This window comes from Kribbella sp. NPDC058693 (assembly GCF_042715335.1).
Lineage (GTDB): Bacteria > Actinomycetota > Actinomycetes > Propionibacteriales > Kribbellaceae > Kribbella > Kribbella jiaozuonensis.
Window position 1 is genome coordinate 1,501,965 of the sequence record NZ_JBHXSQ010000002.1, and the last position, 24,510, is coordinate 1,526,474.

The 24,510-nt window shown below is 67.4% G+C and carries 30 protein-coding genes; 11 read left to right on the forward strand and 19 right to left on the reverse strand.

What is annotated here, in order from left to right:
• The first annotated feature begins 38 nt into the window (after nt 1-38).
• Nucleotides 39-569, forward strand: coding sequence for a YbhB/YbcL family Raf kinase inhibitor-like protein (locus ACFWUU_RS16765; RefSeq protein WP_380176541.1), 531 nt, complete (start codon nt 39-41; stop codon nt 567-569).
• A gap of 38 nt (nt 570-607) precedes the next feature.
• Here the strand turns inward: ACFWUU_RS16765 and ACFWUU_RS16770 are convergent, their stop codons facing one another.
• The gene (locus ACFWUU_RS16770; RefSeq protein WP_380176543.1) at nt 608-1,141 is read right to left on the reverse strand and encodes a hypothetical protein; all 534 of its coding nucleotides are present in this window, start codon (nt 1,139-1,141) and stop codon (nt 608-610) included.
• A gap of 149 nt (nt 1,142-1,290) precedes the next feature.
• On the opposite strand from ACFWUU_RS16770, the gene ACFWUU_RS16775 reads away from it, so the two are divergent.
• On the forward strand, nt 1,291-1,740 hold the full coding sequence (locus ACFWUU_RS16775) for a DUF6069 family protein (RefSeq protein ID WP_380176545.1): 450 nt from the start codon (nt 1,291-1,293) through the stop codon (nt 1,738-1,740).
• A 21-nt stretch (nt 1,741-1,761) separates the two neighbouring features.
• On the opposite strand, the gene ACFWUU_RS16780 is transcribed toward ACFWUU_RS16775, so the two are convergent.
• Nucleotides 1,762-2,142 (reverse strand): YchJ family protein, encoded by a 381-nt coding sequence (locus ACFWUU_RS16780; protein WP_380176547.1) that lies wholly within the window; start codon nt 2,140-2,142, stop codon nt 1,762-1,764.
• Between the two features lie 163 nt (nt 2,143-2,305).
• On the opposite strand from ACFWUU_RS16780, the gene ACFWUU_RS16785 reads away from it, so the two are divergent.
• Nucleotides 2,306-3,103 carry a hypothetical protein gene (locus ACFWUU_RS16785; protein WP_380176549.1) on the forward strand — a complete coding sequence of 266 codons (798 nt, stop codon included), beginning with the start codon at nt 2,306-2,308 and terminating at the stop codon, nt 3,101-3,103.
• On the opposite strand, the gene ACFWUU_RS16790 is transcribed toward ACFWUU_RS16785, so the two are convergent.
• Nucleotides 3,092-4,225: a DNA glycosylase AlkZ-like family protein gene (locus ACFWUU_RS16790; protein ID WP_380176551.1), complete on the reverse strand. Its 1,134-nt coding sequence runs from the start codon at nt 4,223-4,225 to the stop codon at nt 3,092-3,094. The two genes, ACFWUU_RS16785 and ACFWUU_RS16790, sit on opposite strands and share 12 nt — an antisense overlap.
• 64 nt (nt 4,226-4,289) lie before the next feature.
• On the opposite strand from ACFWUU_RS16790, the gene ACFWUU_RS16795 reads away from it, so the two are divergent.
• Nucleotides 4,290-5,162, forward strand: coding sequence for a GNAT family N-acetyltransferase (locus ACFWUU_RS16795; protein WP_380176553.1), 873 nt, complete (start codon nt 4,290-4,292; stop codon nt 5,160-5,162).
• On the opposite strand, the gene ACFWUU_RS16800 is transcribed toward ACFWUU_RS16795, so the two are convergent.
• Both ACFWUU_RS16800 and ACFWUU_RS16805 read right to left on the reverse strand, forming a co-directional pair.
• Complete coding sequence (locus ACFWUU_RS16800) at nt 5,149-5,532, reverse strand: hypothetical protein (RefSeq protein WP_380176555.1); 384 nt, start codon at nt 5,530-5,532, stop codon at nt 5,149-5,151. The genes ACFWUU_RS16795 and ACFWUU_RS16800 overlap by 14 nt on opposite strands.
• Nucleotides 5,533-5,602: 70 nt before the next feature.
• The gene (locus tag ACFWUU_RS16805) at nt 5,603-6,088 is read right to left on the reverse strand and encodes a winged helix-turn-helix domain-containing protein (protein ID WP_137254899.1); all 486 of its coding nucleotides are present in this window, start codon (nt 6,086-6,088) and stop codon (nt 5,603-5,605) included.
• Between the two features lie 57 nt (nt 6,089-6,145).
• On the opposite strand from ACFWUU_RS16805, the gene def reads away from it, so the two are divergent.
• Complete coding sequence (gene def / locus ACFWUU_RS16810; protein WP_380176557.1) at nt 6,146-6,775, forward strand: peptide deformylase; 630 nt, start codon at nt 6,146-6,148, stop codon at nt 6,773-6,775.
• Here def and ACFWUU_RS16815 read toward each other — a convergent pair.
• Nucleotides 6,768-7,127 (reverse strand): MerR family transcriptional regulator, encoded by a 360-nt coding sequence (locus tag ACFWUU_RS16815; RefSeq protein ID WP_380176559.1) that lies wholly within the window; start codon nt 7,125-7,127, stop codon nt 6,768-6,770. The two genes, def and ACFWUU_RS16815, sit on opposite strands and share 8 nt — an antisense overlap.
• 69 nt (nt 7,128-7,196) lie before the next feature.
• Between ACFWUU_RS16815 and ACFWUU_RS16820 the strand changes: the two genes are divergently transcribed.
• On the forward strand, nt 7,197-7,511 hold the full coding sequence (locus tag ACFWUU_RS16820; protein WP_380176561.1) for a DMT family transporter: 315 nt from the start codon (nt 7,197-7,199) through the stop codon (nt 7,509-7,511).
• Between the two features lie 10 nt (nt 7,512-7,521).
• Nucleotides 7,522-7,872, forward strand: a complete 351-nt coding sequence (locus ACFWUU_RS16825; protein ID WP_380176563.1) for a DMT family transporter — start codon at nt 7,522-7,524, stop codon at nt 7,870-7,872.
• Nucleotides 7,873-7,887: 15 nt separating this feature from the next.
• On the opposite strand, the gene ACFWUU_RS16830 is transcribed toward ACFWUU_RS16825, so the two are convergent.
• The 6 genes from ACFWUU_RS16830 to ACFWUU_RS16855 all read right to left on the reverse strand — a co-directional run bounded on the left by ACFWUU_RS16830 (nt 7,888) and on the right by ACFWUU_RS16855 (nt 16,349).
• The gene (locus ACFWUU_RS16830) at nt 7,888-9,195 is read right to left on the reverse strand and encodes a glycosyl hydrolase family 65 protein (protein WP_380176565.1); all 1,308 of its coding nucleotides are present in this window, start codon (nt 9,193-9,195) and stop codon (nt 7,888-7,890) included.
• 458 nt (nt 9,196-9,653) lie between these two features.
• A complete protein-coding gene (locus tag ACFWUU_RS16835) occupies nt 9,654-10,538 on the reverse strand; it encodes a carbohydrate ABC transporter permease (protein ID WP_137254893.1) in 885 nt (294 codons plus the stop codon).
• Entirely contained in the window at nt 10,538-11,497 is a 960-nt protein-coding gene (locus ACFWUU_RS16840) for a carbohydrate ABC transporter permease (protein ID WP_137254892.1), read from the reverse strand. The genes ACFWUU_RS16835 and ACFWUU_RS16840 overlap by 1 nt, the downstream gene beginning before the upstream one ends.
• A complete protein-coding gene (locus ACFWUU_RS16845) occupies nt 11,494-12,777 on the reverse strand; it encodes an ABC transporter substrate-binding protein (protein ID WP_137254891.1) in 1,284 nt (427 codons plus the stop codon). Before ACFWUU_RS16845 ends, ACFWUU_RS16840 begins: the two co-directional genes overlap by 4 nt.
• Nucleotides 12,778-12,996: 219 nt before the next feature.
• On the reverse strand, nt 12,997-15,132 hold the full coding sequence (locus ACFWUU_RS16850; RefSeq protein WP_380176567.1) for a 3-hydroxyacyl-CoA dehydrogenase NAD-binding domain-containing protein: 2,136 nt from the start codon (nt 15,130-15,132) through the stop codon (nt 12,997-12,999).
• Nucleotides 15,129-16,349 (reverse strand): acetyl-CoA C-acetyltransferase, encoded by a 1,221-nt coding sequence (locus ACFWUU_RS16855; RefSeq protein ID WP_380176569.1) that lies wholly within the window; start codon nt 16,347-16,349, stop codon nt 15,129-15,131. The genes ACFWUU_RS16850 and ACFWUU_RS16855 overlap by 4 nt, the downstream gene beginning before the upstream one ends.
• A gap of 62 nt (nt 16,350-16,411) precedes the next feature.
• Here ACFWUU_RS16855 and ACFWUU_RS16860 point away from each other — a divergent pair, with 62 nt between their 5' ends.
• Complete coding sequence (locus ACFWUU_RS16860; protein ID WP_233714757.1) at nt 16,412-17,146, forward strand: MerR family transcriptional regulator; 735 nt, start codon at nt 16,412-16,414, stop codon at nt 17,144-17,146.
• Here the strand turns inward: ACFWUU_RS16860 and ACFWUU_RS16865 are convergent.
• From ACFWUU_RS16865 to ACFWUU_RS16875, 3 genes are read right to left on the reverse strand one after another with little or no spacing between them, the layout of a single operon-like run.
• Nucleotides 17,143-17,406: a DUF6510 family protein gene (locus ACFWUU_RS16865; RefSeq protein ID WP_137254889.1), complete on the reverse strand. Its 264-nt coding sequence runs from the start codon at nt 17,404-17,406 to the stop codon at nt 17,143-17,145. The genes ACFWUU_RS16860 and ACFWUU_RS16865 overlap by 4 nt on opposite strands.
• Complete coding sequence (locus ACFWUU_RS16870; RefSeq protein ID WP_380176571.1) at nt 17,403-18,164, reverse strand: ferredoxin reductase; 762 nt, start codon at nt 18,162-18,164, stop codon at nt 17,403-17,405. Before ACFWUU_RS16870 ends, ACFWUU_RS16865 begins: the two co-directional genes overlap by 4 nt.
• A complete protein-coding gene (locus ACFWUU_RS16875; protein WP_137254887.1) occupies nt 18,134-18,730 on the reverse strand; it encodes a sulfite oxidase-like oxidoreductase in 597 nt (198 codons plus the stop codon). Before ACFWUU_RS16875 ends, ACFWUU_RS16870 begins: the two co-directional genes overlap by 31 nt.
• Nucleotides 18,731-18,887: 157 nt before the next feature.
• Here ACFWUU_RS16875 and ACFWUU_RS16880 point away from each other — a divergent pair, with 157 nt between their 5' ends.
• The 3 genes from ACFWUU_RS16880 to ACFWUU_RS16890 all read left to right on the forward strand — a co-directional run bounded on the left by ACFWUU_RS16880 (nt 18,888) and on the right by ACFWUU_RS16890 (nt 20,710).
• Entirely contained in the window at nt 18,888-19,022 is a 135-nt protein-coding gene (locus ACFWUU_RS16880) for a hypothetical protein (protein ID WP_380176573.1), read from the forward strand.
• 240 nt (nt 19,023-19,262) lie between these two features.
• Complete coding sequence (locus ACFWUU_RS16885) at nt 19,263-19,970, forward strand: GAF and ANTAR domain-containing protein (protein ID WP_380176575.1); 708 nt, start codon at nt 19,263-19,265, stop codon at nt 19,968-19,970.
• Nucleotides 19,970-20,710, forward strand: coding sequence for an ANTAR domain-containing protein (locus ACFWUU_RS16890; RefSeq protein WP_380176577.1), 741 nt, complete (start codon nt 19,970-19,972; stop codon nt 20,708-20,710). The genes ACFWUU_RS16885 and ACFWUU_RS16890 overlap by 1 nt, the downstream gene beginning before the upstream one ends.
• Nucleotides 20,711-21,098: 388 nt before the next feature.
• On the opposite strand, the gene ACFWUU_RS16895 is transcribed toward ACFWUU_RS16890, so the two are convergent.
• The 4 genes from ACFWUU_RS16895 to ACFWUU_RS16910 are packed head-to-tail and all read right to left on the reverse strand — an operon-like array spanning nt 21,099 to nt 24,507.
• Nucleotides 21,099-22,241, reverse strand: a complete 1,143-nt coding sequence (locus tag ACFWUU_RS16895; RefSeq protein ID WP_380176580.1) for an acyl-CoA dehydrogenase family protein — start codon at nt 22,239-22,241, stop codon at nt 21,099-21,101.
• Between the two features lie 13 nt (nt 22,242-22,254).
• A complete protein-coding gene (locus ACFWUU_RS16900; RefSeq protein WP_380176583.1) occupies nt 22,255-23,364 on the reverse strand; it encodes a CaiB/BaiF CoA transferase family protein in 1,110 nt (369 codons plus the stop codon).
• Between the two features lie 34 nt (nt 23,365-23,398).
• Entirely contained in the window at nt 23,399-23,788 is a 390-nt protein-coding gene (locus ACFWUU_RS16905) for a hypothetical protein (protein WP_380176585.1), read from the reverse strand.
• Nucleotides 23,785-24,507: an SDR family oxidoreductase gene (locus ACFWUU_RS16910; RefSeq protein WP_380176587.1), complete on the reverse strand. Its 723-nt coding sequence runs from the start codon at nt 24,505-24,507 to the stop codon at nt 23,785-23,787. The genes ACFWUU_RS16905 and ACFWUU_RS16910 overlap by 4 nt, the downstream gene beginning before the upstream one ends.
• Nucleotides 24,508-24,510: the final 3 nt, after the last annotated feature.

Genomic DNA, 24,510 nt, shown 5'->3' on the forward strand with positions numbered 1-24,510 from the left:
CGGAATCACCACACGTCGCACCTCTCGGAGGATCACAGATGTCGCTCGATCGTCCCGTCGCCCCGGACCCGTACGAACTGCTCCCGAAGACGGGTTCGTTCACCGTCACCAGCACCGATGTCGCCGACGGTCAGCCGCTGTCCGACGACCACGCGTTCGCCGGTGGGAACAAGTCACCGCAGCTCAGCTGGTCCGGGTTCCCGGCGGAGACCAAGGCCTTCGTCGTCACCTGCTACGACCCGGACGCGCCGGTCGTCTCCGGTTTCTGGCACTGGGTCCTGGTCAACCTACCGGCGACCGTCACCGAGCTCCCGGCCGGCGCGGGCGCCCCCGAGCGCCTCGACAACGGCGCTTTCCACGTCCGCAACGACTTCGGCGCGAAGAACTTCGGCGGCGCGGCCCCGCCCGCGGGCGACCAGATCCACCGCTACTACTTCGTCGTACACGCCATCGACGTGGAGGCACTCGACGTGGACTCCGACGCGTCCCCGGCCGTGGTCGGGTTCAACCTGGCCTTCCACACGCTGGCGCGGGCCATCATCACCCCGACGTACCAGGTCGCGGAGTGAACTGACGGGAGCCGTCTCGCTCGAGACGGCTCCCACGGTCAGCTGAGCGGCGGCCTGCGTCGCTCGGCGGCGGTGAGATCGGCCGCCTCCTGGCCGCTCCATTGGGTTCCGCCCGAATCGCCGAGCGCGTCGCGTACTCCGCTCCACCGGGCGGTGAGCGCGAACAGCACGAGGACGTCCAGCGCGATCATCAGCAACCCCCAGACCGGATAGGCGCCGAGCCAGGCGACCTGCGTGACAGCGTGCAGACAGACGAGCACGATCGCTGCGATCCTTGCCCACGTCTGTGCCATCAGCAGACAGGCGCCGACTCCGATCAGGAGCAGGCCGAAGATCAGGATCAGCCATCCCCAGGCGGTCACGTCGACGATGATCAGGTTCTCCCTGGTGATCACCAGGCGCTCGTCCGAGAACAGCGCGATGAAGCCCTCGAAGACGTTCACCAGACCGGTCATCATGAGCAGCGCGCCGGCGAACACGACGACGCCGGTCATCGCCGCCCAGCCCTTTTCGCAGCCATCCTGCCGTCTCCTCTCGTGCGGTGGGCCGCCACCGAGCCGGCGACGGATCACCCCTGGATGGTGTCCCGGCGGCCGCTCGGGCACCTCACCCCATCCGGATGAGTGCCCCCGCCCAGCGCGCCCCGCACCTAGGACGCCCAAGCGCCGACTCAACCGGATGGGGTGATGAATTCGCCGCGATCTCCGGTCAGGCTCGGGGAATGACGCCTCAACCCCCGCAAGGCGGTGCGCCACCGATCGCGGCCGCCCGACTCTGGTCGGCCGGCGCCGCAACCGCCGTGGTGGCGGCCCTGATCGCGGTCGTCGGCATCCTGCTCGCCCGCGGCGTGTTCGACATCCCGGTCCTCGCCCCCGAGGGCGAGGGCACCTGGGGCGACGCCGACACGATGACCTACGCCCTGTTCTGCGCCCTGGCAGCCCTCGTCGCCACCGGCCTGCTCCACCTGCTCCTGGCGTCCACCCCACGCCCGTTCGAGTTCTTCGGTTGGATCATCGCCCTGGCCACCGTCGCAGCCGCAGCCGCCCCCTTCGTCGCCGGCGGCGAAACCTCCTCAAAGATCGCCACCGCCGTCATCAACCTCGCCGTAGGAGTAGCAATAGGCACCCTCCTAACCAGCGCCGGCCGCACCGCAACCCGAGCCATCCGGTAGGTCTCTGACGGCTCGGTCAGTTCAGAGGGCCGCGACGTAGACCCAGTGGCCGGCTTCGCGGGTGAAGGTGCTGTTTTCTTGTTGTATGCCGGGGGTGCCGGCGGTGGTGTAGTGGGCGCGGAACTCGACGGTGCCTTCGGAGTGGAAGGGGCTGCCGCCGGTGGTGCCGATGATCTGCAGGCCGGTCCACTCCCGGCTGGTGTCGAAGTCGATGTGGGCCGGGCGGGTGGTCAGCGACCACGTCTGCTGCAGGTACGGCGCGTTGTGCATCACGAAGGCGGTGTAGCGGGAGCGCATCAACTGCTCCGCGGTGGAAGCGGTTGTCTCGCCGCGGTGGAGCGGGCCGCAGCAGGCGGCGTACGGCGCGTCTTGACCGCAGGGGCAGGTCGAGAGGGCTGGCATGGAGTGATTGTCGCCGATCGGTCGGCCGACTGCGTGATCTACTGCCGTGATGAACCGACCAAGCGGCGGTGGCTCTGGGGCGACGGAGGCGGCTCGGTGGCGGCGTGAAGCTGTGGGCCCCGTGGTGGAGGCGTTTGCGGCAGCCGATGGAGTTGACGCCGTGATGGTGAGTGGGTCGACCGCACGCGGCGATGCGGATCGGTGGTCGGACGTCGAGGTCGGGGTGTTCTGGGAGCGGCGACCCACGCTGGCTGAGCGGGTCGCGGTGGCTGACGTCGCGCGGGCGGCTGACATCCGCACAGTGAACGAGGGATCGCCGCCTTGGTACGACCACGTCTACCTCGGCGCCCCGCGGCCCGACGGTCTGATGGTGGAGGTCGTGCACACATTGACGTCCGCTACCGAAGAGATGCTGGACGACGTACTCACCGAGCACCGCCCCGACGGACCCAGCCTGGACGCGATCAAGGGCATCGTGGACGGTCGCGACGTCCACGGCCCACGTGCCGACCTCGTCGCCGGCTGGCAGAAGCGCGCGCGGACTTATCCCCGGGAACTCGCGATCGCCGTCGTACGGAGGGACGGGAACATCGAGCAGTTCTGGCGCTGGCAGATGCTCGTCGACCGCGACAACCCGCTCCTGCTCGCCCGCGAGTTCATGCGCATCGCAAGCCAACTGCTGACCGTCCTGCATGCCCTCAACGGCAAGTACTGCGGCCATCCGTCCGCGTTCAAACGCCTCGACAACCTCGACCTATCGTTGGCACCACCATCATTGGCTGCCCGCATCCGAGCCGTCTTCAACCGCCCAGCACCCGAAGGCGCCCAACTTCTGCGAGACCTCGTCGAGGAAACCTACGACCTGATCGAACTCCACCTCCCCGAGGTCAACGTCGACCTCCTCCGCACCAACTTCCGCAGCAACCGCAAGCCCCTCGACGCATTCCCCTCAGCTGACTGACAGCTGCGGATCACGCACCGGCATACTCGCGACCTCCGCCTCCAGAGTCTCGTACTGCGCCGCCCCCAGCTTCTCGGCCAGCACCACGCTGACCCGCCCGCCCTTCCGCCCCCACGCGCCGACGATCCGTCCGTCGACCAGCAATCCGTTCGGATGAAAGGAATCCGCGACCGGCGTCAGCTCCCGCAGACCGGGACCCACGAACCGGCCGCCGTGATCCCGCCCGAACAACCGCAGATCCGATGCCACCAGCAACCGAACCCCGTACGGCGACGTTGCCGATCGCAACGACTCCTCGTCCGCCCGAAGAATCCACCCGGCAACGCCGTCGAAGTCGACCTCGACCAGCTCGTCAGCCAGCAAGTCCCAGACGGTCCGAGCGTCGGCCGGCGACAACCCGGACCACCACGAGAACGCCTTCGGCGTTGTGGGCCCGAAGCAACGAACATGCCGCCGGCACAGCTCCACCCGAGCCGCGGCGACGCCGATCGCCGGCCGCGGCACCTCCCGCGCCCGCAACGAAGTCGTGTCCCACCGCACCGCGATCCGCCCGCTCGCACACGCCTCGCGCAACTCGTGCCCCATCCCGCCGCGCCGCTCATGCCCGTCCAACGTCGCGCACAACCGGTCCGCGAGTACGTCGATCCGCCGTACTGCATCCGCGTCGAGCGGCAACCGCCCCAGGGTGAACACCCCGAAATCACGCACCGGCAGCACATACACCGCCGCCCGCGGACTGTACGTCTGGATCAACGACGGATGCTCCCAGTCCGACGGCGAGCACCCCGCCATCCGCGCGTGCAGCCCGAGCAGCGCGTCCCGCGGCGCGGTGTCCTGCAGACCGACGTACGCCGCCTCCTCGTGCGATCCCGCCGGCAACCGATCGACCAGGTGGTTGACGTGCAACCGATAGGCGACGGCCTGCTCCCGCGTGATCATGCTCAGTTTCGCCGGACCGTCGCGAGCCAGCCCGGAGCCCCGTTCTCGTGCATCCGCGTCCCGATCCTGCGCGGCTCGACGCTGACCAGCGTCCCACGGCGCCGGGCCGTCCTGGTACGACGCATCCCGCGGCCGGCCTGACATCCGCTCGTGGCTGGTCGGTTGCCGCGTGCGCTCGGACATCGTCGTACCCTTCGTGGCCTGGAGTTGTCTTCCCATCCTTACCCCAAGCGAAGGGTCCACCCAGATGCTCGAGACGTCTCGGCTCGATCTCGTGGAGTTCGAGCTGGAGCGCTATCTGCCGGCGTTGCACGCGATGTTCTCGGACCCGGAGTGGGCGCGCGGCGGGTACATGACTCCGACGACGACCGAGAGCGAGTCGCGGGAGCGGTTGGAGCGGGAGTTCGGCGACAACGGCGGCTGGACGTGGGTACTGCGGGTTCGGCCGGAGACGACCGCAGTCGGCGTGATCGCGGTGTTCTCGGACCAAGGCAGCTCGATCCGCGGACTGAGCTGGTACCTGCAGCGCGACCGCTGGGGCGCCGGGCTGATGAGCGAGGCGGCTCGCGCGGTCGTCGACCACCTGCTCGAGCAGCCGTCGATCACCGGCGTCGAGGCGTGGATCGACTCACGCAACGTACGATCGCTCGCCGTCGCCCGGCACGCCGGCCTCGACCTCGTCGGCCGGCTGCCGCGGACCTTGCCCGGCGAGATCGCACAGTCCGTCGTGATGGGCCGCGCGGCGAAGCCGACCGATCCGACCACGTTCGGGATCATGCCGGTGCTCGAGGTCCGCGACGTCGCCGCCACCGCACGACTGCTGTGTGAGCTGCTCGGGCTGCAGATCCGGTTCGAGCTCGAGGGCCTCGTGCATCTCGGCTTCACCGAGTGGAACGGTCAGAGCGGCCTAGAGGTACGGCGTGCAGCCGGCGCCGTCTCGCCCGCAACGATCACGTTCGACGTCGGCGTACTCGTCGATCCTCTGTACGACGCCGCGCTCGCCGCCGGGCTGGTCGAGTCGACGGCGCCGGAGGACACGTCGTGGTACCGGCGTACGTTCACGTTGGCGCTGCCGGAAGGACACCGGCTGACGATCTCGGGCCCGGTCAGAGGTAGTTGACCAGCATGATCGCGCCGACTCCGAGCGCCAGCCCACACAGGACAGCGCCGATCACGGCCAATGGCTTCCCGCCCCGGGGGCCGATCAGTCCCGCGCTCGCGAGCCCGGTACCCGGCAGCGCGAACGGGAAGGCGGCATACTGGCGGAATCCCGTCATGTCGATGGGCAGGAACGGCGCCACCAGGGCGGCGAGCCCGAGGACGAAGGCGAGGACGCCCAGCAACGCCGTACTCTTCCGCTGTGCCGGGATCGGCCGAGGCTGCCAAGCAGGGTCGGTCGGATCCTGCGAGTAGTCGGGCCAGAGGTGCTGCGGATACCCGGCGCCTCCTTGCTGCTGGTTGGCGTTGCGGTCCGGCTGGCCGTAGGTCATGGGAACTCCGTAGTCGACTGGGTGCCGTCTCCTGCGCTGACGCGGTGAGTTCCCGGGCGGTTCCCTCGATCTACTGCTCTTCACGAAGCGGGAAGGCGCGGATGATCACCGCGGTCGGTGTCGCAGCGTCCGATCTCGGCTCGGAGCCGACGAAGTCGCGGAGTACCCGATGCAGGCGGGCGCGCAGTTCGGCGAGCTCCCCGTCGGCCAGCGTCACCACCTCGCTGAACGCGAAGTCCTCGTCGTCGGACGTCTTCGCGGTCAGCCAGCTCGCGTACGCCGTGTCCTCGAGCTCGCGGTTGAGCGTCGCCTGCTCGACCCGCATCCGCCGCCACGGCTTCACCCGCCCCGCCGCGCCCGGCACCGCCTCGATCACCCCGAGCGCCTCCAGCCGTCGCAGGTGGAACGAGCACGACCCCGTGCTCTCCCCCAGTTCCCGCGCCGCGATCGTGGAGGTCGTCGTACCGTCCCGGTCGATCAGGTCCAGCAGCGCTTCCCGCAGCGGATGCGCGCGGACGACGTCGCGGCGGTTCGGCGTACTGCGTTGCTCGGCCATGCCGCATCCTAACCCCGAGCTTTGCAAAGGTCAGACTTTGCAGACTACGATCTTTGTATGCCGACGTACATCCAGGGGCGCCTGAGCCGCCGCCTGCCCGAGCTGACCGACGAGGTACGGCGCGGCACGCCCCGGCGGATCACGGAGTACGGCGAGGAGATCCTGCACCAACCGTGCCGGCCGGTGACCGAGTTCGGCGCGGCGCGCTGGGGTGCGCTGATCGACGACATGTTCACCACGATGTGGATCGCCGAGGGCTGCGGCCTCGCCGCGAACCAGGTCGACGCCGACGCACAGCTGTTCGTCTACGACCTCACCGACGAACACGGCGACCGCCACGTCGGCCACGCGTTCAACCCGCGCATCGAAACCATGACCGCCCTCTTCGGCACCCAATCCGGCACCGAAGGCTGCCTCTCCCTCCCCGGCGCCAACGCCCACCTCCCCCGCCCCACCCGAGCCACCCTCCACGCCCAAGACCTAGAAGGCCACCCCTTCACCGTCGACTCCACGGGCTACCTGGCCCGCTGCCTGCTCCACGAAACCCAACACCTAGCCGGCATGCTGTACGTCGACCACCTGACCCCGCGCGCCCACACGACAGCCGTGAACGAGTCCGCGCACAACCGCGCCAAGATCCTCACCCACCGCGCCAACCGGGAGCGCGCGCTCAGCCTGCTCAGCTAGCCGCGGTCGGGATGCTGACGTCCTGGCGGAGGGCTTGGAGTACTTCGAGTTCTCGGTCTATTTCGCGGCGTTTGGCTTCGAGGCGCTCGACTCCTTCAGCGAGGAGGACCTCGAGTACGCCGGTGCGCTCGGCCGGGGGTGCCTCCAGGCATGGGAGGAGCTCGCCGATGGTCGTGCTGCCCAGACCGGCCGCGAGTAGGTGCTGGATCATCACGACCCGCTCGACCATCGGCTCGTCGAACTCACGCCAGCCGCCGGCGGTCCGGTCCGAGCGGATCAGGCCCTGCTCTTCGTAGTACCGCAGGGAGCGGGTGCTGACGCCGGTGGCGTCCGCGAGTTCTCCGATGCGCATGAGCCCAGTCTTGCACTTCACACCGGTGTGAAGTCTGACCCTGATGAGGCACCCCCTGAAAGGAACCTCATGCACTGGCTCTACCTGTCCATCGCCGTGGTCTTCGAAATCGCCGTAGCGATCTCCGCCGGCAAGGCCCAAGGCTTCACCCACCGCGCCTGGACCGCGGCAACTCTCATCACCGGCGCCCTAGGCACCTACTTCCTCAGCCGAGCCCTCCTCACCTTCGACGTAGGCGTCGGCTACGCCCTGTGGACCTCACTAGCCGGCGTCGGCATCACACTGCTCGGCGCCCTGCTCTTCGGCCAGCAACTCACCTGGCGCAAGGCAATCGGCATCACCCTCGTCATCGGCGGCGTCGTCGGCCTCCAACTCACCCTCTGAGGAGCCCACCATGTCTCCGCGCACCGCCTGGCTCACCTTGCTGATGGCCGGCGTCTTCGAAATCGGATACGCCCTCTCCGTCGCCGGCAGCCACGGCTTCACGGTCCGGACCTGGTCCGCCGTCGCCGTCGTGTTCTTCCTGCTCACGCTCTGGGCGCTCAGCCGAGCCCTCCGCACGATCGAGGTAAGCATCGGGTACGCCGTCTGGGCCGGCATCGGCGCCGTCGGCGCCGCCGCCCTCGGCCCGGTCTTCTTCGACGAGACCCTGTCCGCAACGAAAGCCCTGTGGCTGGCCGTCATCATCACCGGCGTCATCTGGCTGAAACTCGCCGACCGCCCAACCCCAGCTACTGCAAGCTGAGCGGATTCTGTACTGCTACGAGTCCAGGGCGATCTCGATCGTGTGGTGTCCGTGCAGGGAGGCCGGTACGCCGTACTTCGTGGACGAGATGCCATCGAGGTGGAACGAGCGGATGACATTGCCCGTACCGCGAAGGGTCACTGTCAGGACTGCGTCGCGGTAGCGTACGCCGCTGAGCGTGACATCGCCCCAGCCGGACGGAAGTGACGGTGCGAAGGTGAGGCCGCGGCCGTCGAACGTCATTCCGAACAGGCCGGTGTGCATCATGTCGATGAATGCCGTCGCCGACCAGGTCTGGTCGGGCTGCGACTCCCAGCGGCGTTTCAGGACGCTGGTCGCGCCCTGGTAGCCGCCCTCGACGGCACCTGTGTTCCCGTCGTAGATCTCCCAGAAACCGCCGCTGTCCCTGACCAACTCCGCGAGCAGCCTGGTCTCGGTTGCGAACCCCTCCACATCGCCGTGCCCAGCCAGGCCCTTTGCCCAGAGTCCTTGTACGAGCGGCCAGACGATCGCGTTGTGCCGTCCGGGTTCGACGCTGGAGTACCTGGCCCAGTGCGGATAGGTATCGGGCATTCCACGGGGCATCCGCTGCGCGTTCGAGATGAGGGAGCCGGCCTGCGCGGCGTCGGCGATCCCGAAGAGCAGGGTGAACGCGAGGCCCGTGCCTTCCTGGTACGGGCCTGGCCTTCCGTCAGCGGTGAGCTCGTAGTTGTAGCTTCCGGTTCGCGGGTTCCAGAAGTGTTGGTTGATCGCCTGCTTGATCGCTGCCGCCTTTGCGCGATGGCCATCAGCCGGCCGGCCGAGCGCCTCCGCCATCTCGGCCGCACGCACGTAGGCCGCGTAGTACAGGGCGTTGGTGCTCAGGTACATGGCGGAGACGACATCCGGGTACGACGTACTCTCGCTGCCCCGCGACTCGTCCCCGTCCGCCGTCGGGGCCGGGAATCCGGAGACGCCGTCGTTGAAGAACGACGGACCGGTGAAGAGGCCGTACCGGGCGTCGCGGCCGAAGACGGCGGCCTGCTCGCGGAGGGCGAGCGTGTTCGTGACAACGTCGTACGCACGCTGCAGGAAGTCCCGGTCGCCGGTCACCAGATAGTGGTGCCAGGCACCCACAGTCCAGATCACCTGATCCCACTGCTGGCTGTCCTGCTGCACCATGAGCTTGCCGGCGGCATCCTTCTCGACCACCGCCCACAGCGTGTTCGCCGCGAGCGCGGGCGCCAGCAAGCTCGTCGCGTTCCAGCTGTTGATCGTCGCATCCCGCGTCCACGGCTGCGCGTAGCCACCTCCGGCCCGGACCATCCCGACCCCCGGATCCATCAGCCCACTCCTGGCATGCACCTCGCCGAACGGAACGGTATTGATCCCCAGCAAGTTCTCAAGCGCCGCCCCATAGGTCGCCCCGTACAGCCCCTGGCTAGCCACATCCTCAAACCGCAACACCGGCCGAGAGTCTGTCGTCGTCATCCCCCCATTCCATCAGTCACACAGACCAGCCCATGCAGCACAGGCCAGCGTGCCCGGCGCAGGCGGCGTGGGCGGCAGCAAACAGCCGCCGCGCAGCGGTGACCGATCTGCGCGTGGCGGTGGATGGCGCGAGCGGTGGCCGGGTTGTTCGCCCAGCCACCGCAGCTGCCGCCGAGTTCCCTCACCCAACCGACACAGTTGCTACGCCGACAACACCCACCACGCCACCGCACACGCCCACCCGCCGAAGGCGGCAAAAGACTGTCGCCGCGAAGCGGTGTCCTTTCGTGGGTGTCCTTCGGGGGGTGTTTTCAGTCTTTGATGCCGGATTGGGTTACGCCTTGGATCAGGTAGCGCTGGAGGAAGGCGAAGATCAGGACCAGCGGGAGGATCGAGACTGCTACGGCCATGAAGAGTTCGTGGATGTTGATGGTTTGGGCGGTGATGAAGGTCGACATCGCGACCTGGATGGTCCACGACGACGAGTCTTGGCCGATCACCAGCGGCCACAGGAACGAGTTCCAGTTGCCGATGAAGGTGATCGCTGCCAGCGCCGCGAAGAACGGCAACGAGTTCGGTACGACGATCCTCCAGAACACCCCGAAGTACCCGGCGCCGTCGACCCGTGCCGCCTCCTCCAGCTCCCGTGGGAACCCGAGGAAGTACTGCCGGAACAGGAACGCCGCAAACCCGCTGAACAACGTCGGGATGATCAGGCCCCGCAGCGACGACACCCACCCGAGCGACGACACCACGATGAACGACGGGATGAACGTCACCGCACCCGGGATCATCAGCGTCGCCACGATCGCGTAGAAGATCTTGTCCGCGTGCCGATAAGGGATCCGCGCCAACCCGTACCCGGCCATCGATGCCAGCAGCAACTGCCCGGCCGTGCCCAGGATGCCTACGACCGCGGAGTTGTACAGCGCCCGCGCCATCGGCACCTGGGTGTCGTCGAACAGCTCCTTGATGTTGCTCCACTGCAGATGCGTCGGGAACAACGTCCACGTCGGCGCGGTGATGTCCGCCTCGGTCGACAGCGCGTTGCGCAGGATCAGGTAGAACGGCAGCAGGAACAGCACGACCGCGATGAACAACGCGATCCACCGCAGCACCATCCCGACCCGGCCCCACGCACTGCGGCTGAAGCCGATCGGTTGCGGCGTTCCCGTCGTACGTTCCGAGACTGCCATCAGTCGCCCGCCTTTCCGAAGCCGAAGATCCGGCTCTGCAACAGCGTCACGATCATGATGATGACCGCGAGGATCAGCGCGCCGGCCGAGCCGTGCCCGAGGTCCTGGATCGAGCCGAGCGAGATGCCGTACAGGTACACCAGCGGCGGCCGCGCGTAGTTCACGTTGCCGATCAGGTTGTAGAACTCGTCGAACGCCTGGTACGCCGCGATCAGGTTCAGGATCAGTACGGCGACCGACGTCGCCCGCAGCTGCGGCAGCGTGATGTACCGGAACACCTGCCACCCGGGCTTCGCCCCGTCGACGTACGCCGCCTCGTAGAGCGTCGGCGAGATCCGCTGCAACCCGGCGATGAACAGGATCATGTAGAACCCGAGCTGCAGCCACAACCGCACCGTGACCAGCGGGAGCCAGTACCACGGCGGCGAGACCGTCGACAGCCACGCGATGTTCTCGACCCCGAACCAGCCGAGCACGGTGTTCGCGAGACCGAACCGGACGCCGTTGAAGATCGACAACCGCCAGATCAGCGACGCGACGACGTACGAGCACGCGGTCGGCAGGAAGAACACCGACCGGAAGAACGCCCGCGCGATCTTGACCTGGTTGACCAGCAACGCCAGCACGAGCGAGAGCACGAACGTCAGCGGCACGATGAACACCGCGAAGATCGTGAACGTGCCCAGGCTCGACAGGAAGTTGTGGTCGGTGAGCATGTCGATGTAGTTGCGCAGACCGACGAACTTCGAGGGCGTCGCGGTGTTGTATGCCTCGAAGAAGCTGAGGACCAGACTCCAGATGATCGGCAGGTACGAGAAGATCAGCAGGCCGAGGACGAACGGCCCGACGAACACCCAGAACCACAGGGTGTTGCCGGCGATGCCCTTCCGCCGGCGTCGTCCACCCCGCTGCTCACCAGAAGCAGCGGGGTCCGTGCGCGCCTTAACGGTAGCGCTCATCCGAACAACCGGGAAAGCTCGGCGTTGACGGTCTTCTCGGCCTTCGCGATCTCGGCGGCTGGGTCGGCTCCCTTCTTGATGACGTTGGTCAGGACATCGGTGAGCGCCGTGTTCATCTTCGGCGTCCAGGCCGGGTTGTCGGTGAACCCGTGGTCCTGCGTCAGCTTCACCGTCTCCGCGGCGACACCGCTCTGCAGCTTGGCGGCCTTGGCGGCGAGGCTCTTGCGCGGCGGGATGTGGAAGCCGTAGTTCAGCGACCAGTCCTCCTGGTCGGCCTCCTGGTCGATCCACAGCCACTTCACGAACTTCTTCGCCGCGTCGACGTTCGGGCTCTTTGCCGAGACGAACTGCGTCCAGCCGCCGGAGTACACGGCCGCCTTGTGCTGCGCGTCGAGCGCCGGGAACGCGATCACGCCGAGGTCGTCACCGAGTGCCTTCTGCATCCCGGGCACGGCCCACATGCCGATCCACTGCATCGCCACCAGGCCCTGGTTGATCGCGCTGGGGTCGGTCCAGTCCGTCGGCGAACCCAGCAGCACCGCCTTGCTCGCGTACAGCTCGTGCAGCTTGCCCAGCGCCTTGGCCTGGTCCGCACCGGTGAAGCCGATCTTGTTGTCGTCGGTCAGCAACGTGCCGCCGCCGGCGTGGATCGCCGGCCCGCCGAGCGCGTTGCCGCCGTCGTTGCCGACGAAGATCCCCTTCATCTTGTTGGTGGTGAGCTCCTTGGCCGCGGAGATCAGGTCGTCGATCGTCTCCGGCGGTTTGATCCCGGCCTTGTCCAGCAGGGACTTGCGGTAGTAGATGACCTGCGGGTCGACGATCATCCGGATGCCGTAGATCTTGCCGTCCACGGTGTTCGTGGCCAGGTCGCCCGGCTGGAAGTCGTCCTTGACATCGGCCATGATGTCGTCGAGCGCCACGACCTGGTTGCTCTTCACCATGCCGATGTTGAGCTGACTCTCGAAGACGTCCGGGCCTTTGTTGGACAACAGACCCGAGGAGAGCTTGCTGCCGTAGTCACCCGGAGTCCATTGCACGGTGACGTTCGCGTCGGTGTAGGCCTTGGCGTACTTCGTCGCCGCCTGCTGCGTGCCGGTTTCGCCGTACTGGTGGTACCACTGCGACAGGTTGACCTTCGACCCGCCGTCTCCGCCCCCTGAGGACGGTCGGCCGGTATTGCCGCCGCAGGCCGCGGTGAACGCGGCGAGTGCGGCCAGTCCACCGGTCCGCTTGAGTAGATCCCGCCGGGTCAGACCGGCGTTCGGAACATGAGCAGGCATGAATTCCACCTTCCCGAGAGGGAACGTCGCAGGGGTACGACGCACGGTTCCGAGTTACTTAACGTCGTTAAGCATCTCCGAGTTTTCGCACAACCTACTACAGGTCAATCGTTGTAGAAGTGCCAGCACAATGTCTCAAAAGCGCGCCCGGCGCAAGACCGGACGCGCTCTTCTTTGTTCGAATGTGTGGAGTTTGCTTGAGTTGGTATCGGCTCGTGATCAGCCGAAGATCTCGCCGGCCGCCGCCTTGCGGACGAGCAGTGCCGACGGCTCGAACCGTGCACCGTATACAGCGGCCAATTCGCGGGCCCGGGCTGCGAAAGCGCTTAGCCCGTAGGCGTTGACGTACTGCAGCGCACCACCGTGCAACGGCGGGAACCCGATCCCGAAGATCGATCCGATGTTGGCATCGGGCACCGATCGGAGCACCCCCTCGTCCAGACACTTCACCGTTTCGAGCGCCATCGCGAACAGCATCCGCTCCTGCAGATCGATCAGCGGTACGGCGTTGTCATGCGCGAAGTGTTCCCACAGTCCTGGCCACAAATGCTTCGGACCGTCCGACGGATAGTCGTAGAAGCCCGCGCCAGCAGCCTTGCCGCGCCGGTCGAACTCATTGACGAGTCGATCCGCAACCGCCATCCCGGGATGCTCGTCGAACGCACCCGCGCTGTCGCCGGCCGCGCGAGCGGCGTCGCGGATCTTCTGCGGCAGCGTCAGCGTGACCTCGTCGAGCATCGCCAGCGGCGGCGCCGGGAAGCCGGCCAGGGTCCCGGCCCGCTCGATCATCACCGGATCGACACCCTCGGCAACCATCGCGGCGCCTTCCATCACCAGCGTCCCGAACACCCGCGACGTGAAGAACCCGCGGCTGTCGTTGACCACGATCGGCGTCTTCTTGATCTGCCGTACGACGTCGTACGCCTGCGCGATCGCCCGGTCCGAGGTCTTCTCGCCGACGATCAGCTCGACCAGCGGCATCCGGTCGACCGGCGAGAAGAAGTGCATGCCGATGAAGTCGTCCGGCCGGTCGATTCCGTCGGCGAGCGAGGTGATCGGCAGCGTCGACGTGTTCGAGCAGAGCAACGCGTCCGGCTCGACCACGCCCACGATCTCGGCGAAGACCTTCTGCTTGAGCCCCGCGTCCTCGAAGACGGCCTCGATCACCAGGTCGCACCCGGCGAGATCGTTCGGGTCGCCGGTCGGCGTGATCCGGCTGAGGAACTCCTCGACGTCCGAGGCCGACATACGCCCCTTCGACACCTGCTTGGCGAGCAGCTTCTCGGAGTACTCCTTGCCGCGCGCGGCTGCCTCGAGCGACACGTCCTTGAGCACCACCTCGATGCCCACCTTGGCGCACACATAGGCGATCCCGGCACCCATCATCCCGGCGCCCAGGACGCCGACCTTTCGCGCGGAGTAGCGAGGTACGTCGGCAGGCCGCGACCCGCCCGCGTTGATCGACTGCAGGTCGAAGAAGAACGCCTGGATCATGTTCTTCGCGATCTGCCCGGTGGCGAGCGAGACGAAGTACCGCGACTCGATCCGTGAGGCGGTCTCGAAGTCGACCTGGCTGCCCTCGACCGCGGCGCTCATGATCGCTCGCGGCGCAGGGTACGGCGCGCCCTTGAGCTGCTTGCGCAGATTCGCCGGGAAGGCCGGCAGGAACGCGGCCAGCTTCGGCGAGGACGGCGTACCGCCCGGGATCTTGTAACCGTCCCGGTCCCAGGGCTGCTTGGCGTCCCCGTCGTACGCCGTGATCCACCGGCGCGCGGCATCGAGCAGGTCTTCAGCGGGGACGACCTCGTCGACGATCCCGACACTCAACGCGTGCGCGGGCTTCATCCGCTGGCCCTGGAGCAGCACCTTCATCAGCGCATCCTGCAGACCGAGCATCCGGACCGTGCGGGTCACTCCCCCGCCGCCCGGCAGCAGACCGAGCGTCACCTCGGGTACGCCGAGTTCGATCTGGTTGTCGTCGGCAACGATCCGGTGATGGCAGGCGAGCGCGATCTCCAGTCCGCCGCCGAGTGCCGATCCGTTGATCGCGGCAACGACCGGAACACCCAATGTTTCAAGGGTCCTGAACTGCCGCTTGACCTCCTCGATCGTGTCGAAGACCTGGGCGGCGTCGGACGGCTGGATCTGCGACAGCATCTGCAGGTTGCCGCCGGCAAAGAACGTCGACTTCGCCGAGGTCACGATCACGCCCTTGAGCAGGGCCTGCTCGGCGACGAGTCGCTCGACGGTCCGGCCCATCGCCTCGACGTACGCGTCGTTCATCGTGTTGGCGGACGCATCCGGGTCGTTCAAGGTCAGCGTGACGACACCGGCATCGTTCTTCCACTCGATCATGCTGCGAGCCTCTCGATGATCGTCGCGACGCCCATACCGCCGCCGACGCACAGGGTGGCCAGTCCGTAGCGGAGCTCGCGCCGCTCCAGCTCGTCCAGCAGGGTTCCGATCAGCATCGCGCCCGTTGCGCCCAGCGGGTGACCGAGCGCGATCGCCCCGCCGTTCACGTTCACCTTCTCGTGCGGTACGCCGAGATCCTTCATGAAATGCATGACCGCCGCCGCGAACGCCTCGTTCATCTCGAACAGGTCGATGTCGCTCGCCTCCAGACCGGCGCGAGCGAGTGCCTTCCGGGCGGCGGGTGCCGGGCCGGTCAGCATGATGGTCGGATCGGCACCGCTGACGCCGACCGATACCACCCGCCCGCGGGGCGCCTGACCGAGCGCCTCGCCGGCCTTCTCGTTGCCGATGGCAACCAGTGCGGCGCCGTCTACGATCCCTGACGAGTTGCCCGCGTGATGCACGTGGTTGATCCGCTCGACCGTCAGGTACTTCTCCAATGCCACCGAGTCGAACCCGCCGTGCTCTCCGATCGCCGCGAACGACAGCGGCAACCCGGCGAGCGTCTCGACCGAAGTACCCGGCCGGACCAGCTGGTCGTGGTCGAGGATCTGCAGACCGTTGCGATCCGCCACCGGTACGACCGAGCGTGCGAAGTACCCGTTGGCCCAGGCCTTCGCGGCGCGGGCGTGCGACTCGGTGGCGTACGTGTCGACGTCGGTGCGCGAGAAGCCGTCGATGGTCGCGATCAGGTCCGCACTGATGCCCTGCGGGATGAAGCCGGTCTCGAGCGCGGTCTCCGGATCCATCGCCCAGGCACCGCCGTCGGAGCCCATCTTCACCCGCGACATCGACTCGACGCCGCCGGCGAGGATGAAGTCCTCCCAGCCGGACCGCACCCGCTGCGCCGCCTGGTTCACGGCCTCCAGCCCGGACGCGCAGAAGCGGTTGAGCTGCACGCCGCCGGTCGTCTCCGGGTAGCCGGCCATCAGTACGGCGGTCCGCGCGATGTCCATGCCCTGGTCGCCGATCGGCGTGACGACCCCGAGTACGACGTCGTCGATCGCGGCCGCGTCCAGTTCGGGATGCCGTGTCCGCAACTCCTGCAGCAAGCCGGTGATCAACTGGATCGGCTTGACCTCGTGCAACGCGCCGGTCGGTTTGCCTTTGCCGCGCGGTGTCCGGATCGCGTCGTACAGAAACGCTTCGCTGGTCATGCCGTCGATTGTGACAGTCGAACTGTCATGATGGTCAAGTGCGGGTCGTTATGATCTCCGCCATGTCGGATGTCTCGGGGGACGACGCCACCCTGACAGTGGATGAACTGTCGGCGCGCGTCGGAATGACTGTGCGCACTTTGCGTTTCTATGCGGGTCGAGGCCTGATCCCGCCACCGATCAGACGTGGTCGCGTCGGGTACTACGGTCCCGAACACATCGCGCGCCTCGACCTGGTCCGCGAGCTCCAGGCCCACGGGTTCACGCTGCAGGCGATCGAGGGGTACCTGGATCGCATCCCGGTCGACGCGACCCCGCAGGACATCGCGCTGCACCGCACGCTGCTGACGCCGTGGATGCGCGACCTCCCGGAAACGCTCGACCGCGCCGCGCTGGTACGTCGTACCGGCCGGGAGCTCACCGACGACGACATCGAGATGCTGGTCGCGCTCGGTGTGGTCGAGCCGACGCCTGACGAGGACGTGTTCCAGGTCGCGACCGCACACCTCAGCCTCGGCGTCGAACTGCTCGACCTGGACCTCCCGGTCGAGGCGGTCCTGGACGCCGGCCGGATCTTCACCGAGCACGGCCGCGCACTCGCCGAGGAGCTGACCGAGGTCTTCCGGACCAAGGTCTGGCCGCACTACCGCGACTCCGGCGGCCCGCCCGAGCACATCCAGCACCTGGTCGAGCGGTTCAAGCCGGTCACCATTCAGGGCCTCGTGCTCGCCTACGAACGAGCCGTCGGCGAGACCCAGCGCGACACGATCCGGCGTACCCAGAACAAGCCGCGTTAGGAGTTCGGGACCCGCAGGTAGGTCAGGCCCCGGAGGTCGAGGTAGGTGTCGTTCGGGGTTGTCACGACGCGGAGCAGCACGGACTCGCAGCCGGGGCAGCGGGCGATCATCCCGGGCGCGTCGACGTACAAGCGGGCCTCCGCGAAGACGCTGGTGTGGCCGCAGCCGTTGCACTGCGCGATGGCCGCGGTCAGGTCGACGGCGAACAGTTCGCTCAGGGATCCGGCCGCCGCGTTGCCGTCCAAATAGGTCTCACTCATCGCGGGCCTCCAGTCGGTCCGAAACGTTCAGTTCTCACGCGAGCCGGGTCATGTCCGGCCGCGACCAGCAGATTCGCCACCGTCTCCACGAACGGCGTCGGCCCGCACACGTACGTCGTCCCGCCGTCCTCCGGCTTGAGCGCGTACTTCGAGATCACGTCGGCATCGATCCGCCCGACCCGTGGCTCCCCCGCCGGCGCGTCCCTCGTGTACACCAGGTGCACGTCGACATCGTCCGACGCGGCCAGGTCCTTCAGATCGCTCACATAGATCACGGATTCCGGACGCCGTACGGAGTACAGCAACCGGACCGGCGTCGTACTCCCTGCCTCGGCGTGCGCGCGCAGCATCGCCCGCAACGGCACGACTCCCGATCCGCCGCCGATCAGCTGGACCGGCCCGTCCTGCTCCGGCTTCCAGACGAACCAGCCGCCGACCGGTCCGCGGATCTCCAGCGGATCGCCGACCTTGAGTACGTCGACCAGGTACGGCGACACCTCGCCGTCCGGCACCTGCTCGACGGTCAGCTCGATCGTCGAGGGCTGCGACTTGGACCAGGCCGACGCGATCGAGTACGAGCGCGAGGCCCGGTACCCGTCGTCCGCTGTCAGCCGTACGTCGAGGTGCTGGCCGGCGACATGCCCCGGCCAGTCCGGTACCTCGAGGGCGATCGTCCGCGCCGTCTCGGTCTCACGCCGTACGTCGGTGACGGTGCCGACCTGCCAGGTCAGTCGCCGGCGTATCGCTGTTCTTTCCATGGGTCTCCGTACTCGTGGTAGCCGGCCGTCTCCCAGAAGCCGAGGTCCTCGGTGTCGGACAGCACCAGGCCGCGGACCCACTTGGCGCTCTTCCAGAAGTACAGGTGTGGGACGAGCAGCCGCGCCGGTCCGCCGTGCTCGGGGTCCAGCGGCTCGCCGTCGAACTCGTAGGCGATCCAGGACTGCCCGTCGAGCAGGTCGTCCATCGGCAGGTTCGTCGTGTAGCCGCCGTAGCTGTGCGCCATCGCGTAGTCCGCGCCGGTCTCGACGTCCGCGAGCAGTGTGTCGAGCGAGACGCCCTTCCAGGTCGTCTGCAGCTTCGACCACCGGGTCACGCAGTGGATGTCCTTGGTGATCTCCTCGGCCGGCAACGCCATCAGCGCGGCCCAGTCCCACTTGTACTTCTCGCCCGTCTCGCTGGTGACGGTGAACTCCCAGTGCTCCGTCAGCACATGCGGTGTCGGCCCGGCCGACAGGACCGGGAAATCCCGGGTCAGGTACTGCCCGGGCGGAAGCTCCGTCCCGCCCCGCCGCCGACCGGTGAACCCCGGAGAAACGATGCCCATGGCGACCTCCCTCGATGCTTGAAGGCAGTCAATCACGCCAGAACGACCCGCGCGAGGGAGGGCACCGAGCAGGCCGCCGGGACTAGAATGACGGGTCTGGTGCTACCCCGGACCTCGGTAGCTTCGCGCACCGCCGACACGTCCGGGAGGGGCCCTGATGAGTGAGTGGTGGTACGGCGTACGCACGGTTGTGGCGCGGGAGACGACCGTGCGCAGACGACCCGACGAACCGACGTCGCCGGAGTCCGAGGTGGAGGTGCCGCCGAACGAGCAGCCGGCGGCCGAGGAGTAGAAATCGCGGGACTGGGTAACAGACGGACTCCGTCGGCCGCGAGGTCCGTGGTGACGGACGTTGGTGGCACGCGTCGCGATGAACAGCATTTCGGGGATCCGGCCGCTAGGGTGGAGCATCCGCCCGGAGGCGGTTGAAATCTGGACGGAATGGGTGGATCACGACCGCGGTGCCAGGGTGTGGGGGGCGATCAAAGCCGTTGCCGACGGCGATGGCACCGCCCCTTCGTTGTTACATGCGGTGACGGCTTGCGCCCGGGCGTTGTCGGCCTCCGGAGCCGGGCTCGCGTTGACGCGGAACGGCGGCCTGCTGGAGCCGTTGCTGGCAACCGATCCCGAGATCGGTGAGCTGGACGAGTTGCAGTTCGCGTTGGGCGAAGGGCCTAGCACGGAGGCGATGGCTACCGGCGCCCCGGTGCTGGGATCAGATCTGAGTGGGCCCGAGGCCGGGCGGCGGTGGCCGGTGTTCACGGCAGCCGTCGACGGCCGGGGCGTGCAGGGCGCATTCGCCTTCCCGGTCGCTGCCGGCGCCGCCAGGTTGGGCGTACTGAGTGTGTACCGGCGGCAGGCCGGACCGCTCCGGCCGGATCAGCTGCAGGACGCATTGATGTTCGCCGATACGGTGTTCGTTCTCGCCCTGGATCATCGTCGCGGTCTCAATACCGACCTGGACAGCGTGGTCGAGGCGGCGTTCGTGGCCCGGCGTGCCGAAGTACACCAAGCCGCGGGGCGCCTCGCGGCGCAGCAACGCATCAGCGTCGTCGACGCCTTGGCGCTCTTGCGAGCACACAGTTACAGCAGTGGTCGGTCGCTCCGCGAGGTCGCCGTCGACGTGATGGCCGGTCGTCTCCACCTGGCAAACGACCACGACGCCTCTCCACCAACAGCACCGCACGATCCGAAGGAGATTGGCCCCGACCATGTCGAGAAGGAACAGGAGGAGGACTGATGACCGCAATTGACCGCAGAGTGCGGGAAGTGTTCATCGAGCTGTCGGACACTCTCGTCGACGACTTCGACATCATCGAGTTCCTGGACCGGCTCGCGATGCGCTGCAGCGAGCTACTGGGAGTTTCGGCCTGTGGCATCGTGCTCGCCGACCACCACGGCGTACTGAATCTCGTCGCGGCCTCGAGCGAGGAGGCGCGTCTGGTCGAGCTAGCCCAGCTGCAAACACTCGAAGGACCATGCCTGGACGCTTTCACCAGCGGACGTCCGGTCCAGTGCGCCGACCTGTGGGACGAGACCGCCCGGGCCCGGTGGCCGCGGTTCACGGCAACGACCGTCGAGGCCGGCTACCGGTCGGTCCAGGCGCTGCCGATGCGGCTGCGGGACAACGTGCTGGGTGCGGTCAACCTGCTCAGTACGTCGACCGGGACCCTGAGCACGGACACCATCACGCTCGGGCAGGCGCTGGCCGACGCAGCCACGATCGGCATCGTGCACCAGCGCACCCTGGCCCGCCAGGAGCTCGTCACCGAGCAGTTGCAGATGGCCCTCAACAGCCGCGTCCTGATCGAGCAGGCCAAGGGATTCCTCACCCACAGCCTCTCGGTCGACGTCGACGAGGCGTTCGCGGTACTGCGACGCTACGCCCGCGCCAACAACCGCCGCCTGACCGAGGTCGCCGACGACGTCGTCCAGGGCCGGCTCACGCTGCCCCCGTCAGGATCGACCGAGCACGAGTAGCTCTGGATCTCCGCCCATCCGACCGTTACGCTGAGTCAGCCTGAACAGGCGTTCCCAGACCCCGACGCCAGGTGTGCCGCACCGCTCGGGAGGGGTTGGTACGGCAGCTCGCACCTGGTGACCTGCCGCTACCTCTCCGGCAGGTCACCACGCTATCCATACGCCCGTCGCTCTCAGGTCAATTCGAACGCAACCCGGTCGCGTTACGCGAACGCGCTCGCCTCACCCGCCACCCTGTCCGCGTCCACTATCTGACCGGCGGCAACGAGGCGAACTCAGCCACGCATCCAACTAAATACATCTCTTCTCTTCTTTCTTTTTCTTTCCTTTCTTTTTCTTTCCTTTCTTTCTTTTTCTTTCCTTTCTTTCTATTGTCTTCTTTTCTTCTTTAGATGCCCAGCGTGCGGCCGATTATTTCTTTCATTATTTCGGTGGTGCCGCCGTAGATGGTTTGGATTCGGGTGTCTAGGTAGGCTTTGGCGATGGGGTACTCGGTCATGAAGCCGTAGCCGCCGTGGAGTTGGAGGCAGCGGTCGACGACCTTCTTCTGGAGTTCGGTGGTCCACCATTTGGCCATGGCGGCTTCGGCGACGGTGAGGGCGCCGGCGTTCAGTTCCTGGATGCAGCGGTCGACGAAGACGCGGGCGATCTGGGTCTCGGTGGCGAGTTCGGCGAGGACGAAGCGGCTGTTCTGGAAGGAGCCGATCGGGCGGCCGAACGCCTTGCGGTCCTTCACGTAGCGCAGGGTGTCCTCGAGCATGTTCTCGCAGGCTGCGGCCGCGACCACGGCAATCGTCAGGCGTTCCTGCGGCAGCTTCTCCATCAGGTAGATGAAGCCCTTGCCCTCCTCGCCGAGCAAATTCTCCACCGGCACCCGTACGTCGTCGAAGAACATTTCCGCGGTGTCCTGCGCCTTGAGTCCGATCTTGTCCAGATTCCGCCCCCGCTCGAACCCCGGCATACCGCGCTCGACCACGATCAGCGAGATCCCTTGCGCACCCGCCTCCGGATCAGTCTTCGCGACTACAATCACCAGATCGGCGAGAATCCCGTTCGAGATGAACGTCTTCTGCCCGTTCAGCACATAATGATCGCCGTCGCGGCGCGCAGTCGTCTGGATTCCTTGCAGATCACTCCCCGCGCCGGGCTCGGTCATCGCGATCGCGCTGATCGTCTCCCCCGCGCAGAACGCGGGCAGCCACCGCGCCTTCTGCTCGGGCGTCGCATAGTCCAGCAGGTACGCCGAATTGATGTCGGTGTGGATCGTGAATCCGACCCCGCTCGCACGGACCCGGGTCAGCTCCTCGATCAGCACGGCGTTGAACCGGAAGTCCCGCGCCCCACCCCCGCCGTACTCCTCCGGCATCATGAATCCGAGAAGCCCCGCGTCACCAGCCGCCGTCCACAGCTCCCGCGGCACGATCCCGGCCTCCTCCCAGCTGTCGTGGTGCGGGACGATCTCCTTCTCGCAGAACGCGCGAACGCTCTCCCGGAAGGCATCGTGATCGGCGTCGAAGAGCTGACGTTCCACGGGCGGTTTCCTCTCAGTTCTGTACGGCGGCACCGGAGCCGAGCAGCTCGTCGATGTCGGTGATGCCCCAGTCGGCCAGGGCCTCGCGGGTGTGCTCTCCCGGACGCGCCGGCGGTCGGCCCAGGCTGGTCGGCGTACGGTCGAACCGCGGCGCGGGAGCAGGCTGCCGGACGCCGTGGTGGTCGACAAAGGTGCCTCGGGCAACGAGATGCGGGTGGTCGGCGCCGAGCGGCAGGACAGGTGCGACGCAGGCATCGGAGCCGTCGAACACGGCCGTCCATTCCGCCTGGGTCCGTTGCCGGAAGGTCTCGGCGAGGAGCTTGCGAAGGGCGGGCCAGTTCGACGGATCGTTGCGATCGGGCGCGTCGATCCCCAGCTTCTCGATCAGCTCCGCATAGAACTGCGGCTCGAGCGCACCGACCGAGACATGCTTCCCGTCAGCCGTTTCGTACACGTCGTAGAACGGCGCACCGGTGTCGAGCAGGTTCGTCCCGCGCTCCTGCCGCCATGATCCGGCCGCGAGCGCACCGAGCAGCATCGTGGTCAGATGCGCCGACCCGTCGACGATCGCGGCGTCGACGACCTGTCCTTGCCCACTGTGCAGAGCCGCGAGTACGCCGATCACGAGGTACAGCGATCCGCCCGCGAAGTCGCCGAGCAGGTTGGCGGGCACCTGCGGCGGTCCGCCGACCCGGCCGATCAGGTGCAGGGCACCCGATAACCCGAGGTAGTCGATGTCGTGCCCGGCCGTCTGCGCGAGCGGACCGTCCTGACCCCAGCCGGTCATCCGCGCGTACACCAGCCGCGGGTTGATCGCGTGACATTCCTCCGGCCCGAGCCCGAGCCGCTCGGCAACGCCGGGCCGAAAGCCTTCGACGAGTACGTCGGCCCGCGCGACAAGCCGCCGTACGACGTCCACCGCGGCCGGCTGCTTCAGATCGAGCGCCGCGCTCCGGCGACCGCGGTTCAGCAGGTCGAGCTCCGGCGGACCGAGCGACAGGCTGCCACCCGGGCGATCGATGCGCAGTACGTCGGCGCCGAGCTCCGCCAGCATCATGCACGCGAACGGCGCCGGCCCGATCCCGGCCAGCTCGACCACCTTCACGCCCTCGAGTGGACCCATGCCCGCCATTGTGACAGTCACACTGTCACAGTCGTCAAGTCAACTTGCGCGTCCCCGCCAAAGCGGTGATCGGCAGGACCGCCATGAGCGTGAGGATCACCGCCAGCCCGATCGACAATGCGTGCTCGTCGCCCTCCAGGTGGCCGAGGTGGAAGACCAGGTGCGGCCCGGCGTACGCGAGGTAGGCGACCAAGGCGATCACGGTCCAGAACCGGTCGAGCCGGATCGCGGCCGCGGTCAGCACGATGCCGAGTCCGAGACTCGCGCCACCGAAGTCGTGGAAGAGGTGATCGCTGTACGGCGGCGTCCAGTTCACCGTCGGCACGTGGTCGTAGAACGTCTTCGGCACGATCGTCAGCCAGAGCCCGAGGACCAGTTCCATGACGGCAAGAATCCACAGGACCGTGCGCACATAGGTCCTCATCGCAGGTACTCCGCAAACGTGATGCGACCGTACTCAGGCCCGTCGACCATCGCCGCGCCGGCCGCGAAGGCACGGAACGCCTTGCCCGGCAGCCGCAACGGCACAACCGGACGACGCACCGCACGAGCCTGCTTCCACCGCCGCGCCAGCTCGACCACCGGCAGCCGTTCGGGCCCGCCGATATCTGGAGCCCGTCCGTTGACCGGCGGCCCGGCAACCAATTCCGCAAGGCGTACGGCGACGTCCTCGACGGCGATCGGCTGCAAAGAGATCGCCGGGGCAAGCACCGCAGGTAGGAATCGTTGGGCTCCCAGGACGCGGTCGATCAGGTTGTGGAACTGGGTCGCGCGCAGGATCGTGTACGGCACGCCGGACTCGGCCACCAGGCGCTCGGCCTCCAGTTTGTAGCGGTAGTACGGCATCGGGATGCGATCGATCCCCGCGATCGACATCACCAGGAGATGCTTCACGCCTGGTGCCGCCGCGAGCAGGTTGCGGGTCTGCTGGACGTCATGGCGCCCCTCGCTGGTGGCCAGGTGCACGATCACATCCGATCCCTCGAACGCGGCAAGACCTTCACCCGACGTCAGATCGGCGACGACGTGGTCCGGGCCGGGGTTGCGGCTGAGCACGCGGACCTCGTTGTCGAGGGCGCGGAGCCGGGTCACGGTAGGCCGGCCGAGTGTGCCGGTCCCGCCGGTGACGAGGATTGAGCTCATGTG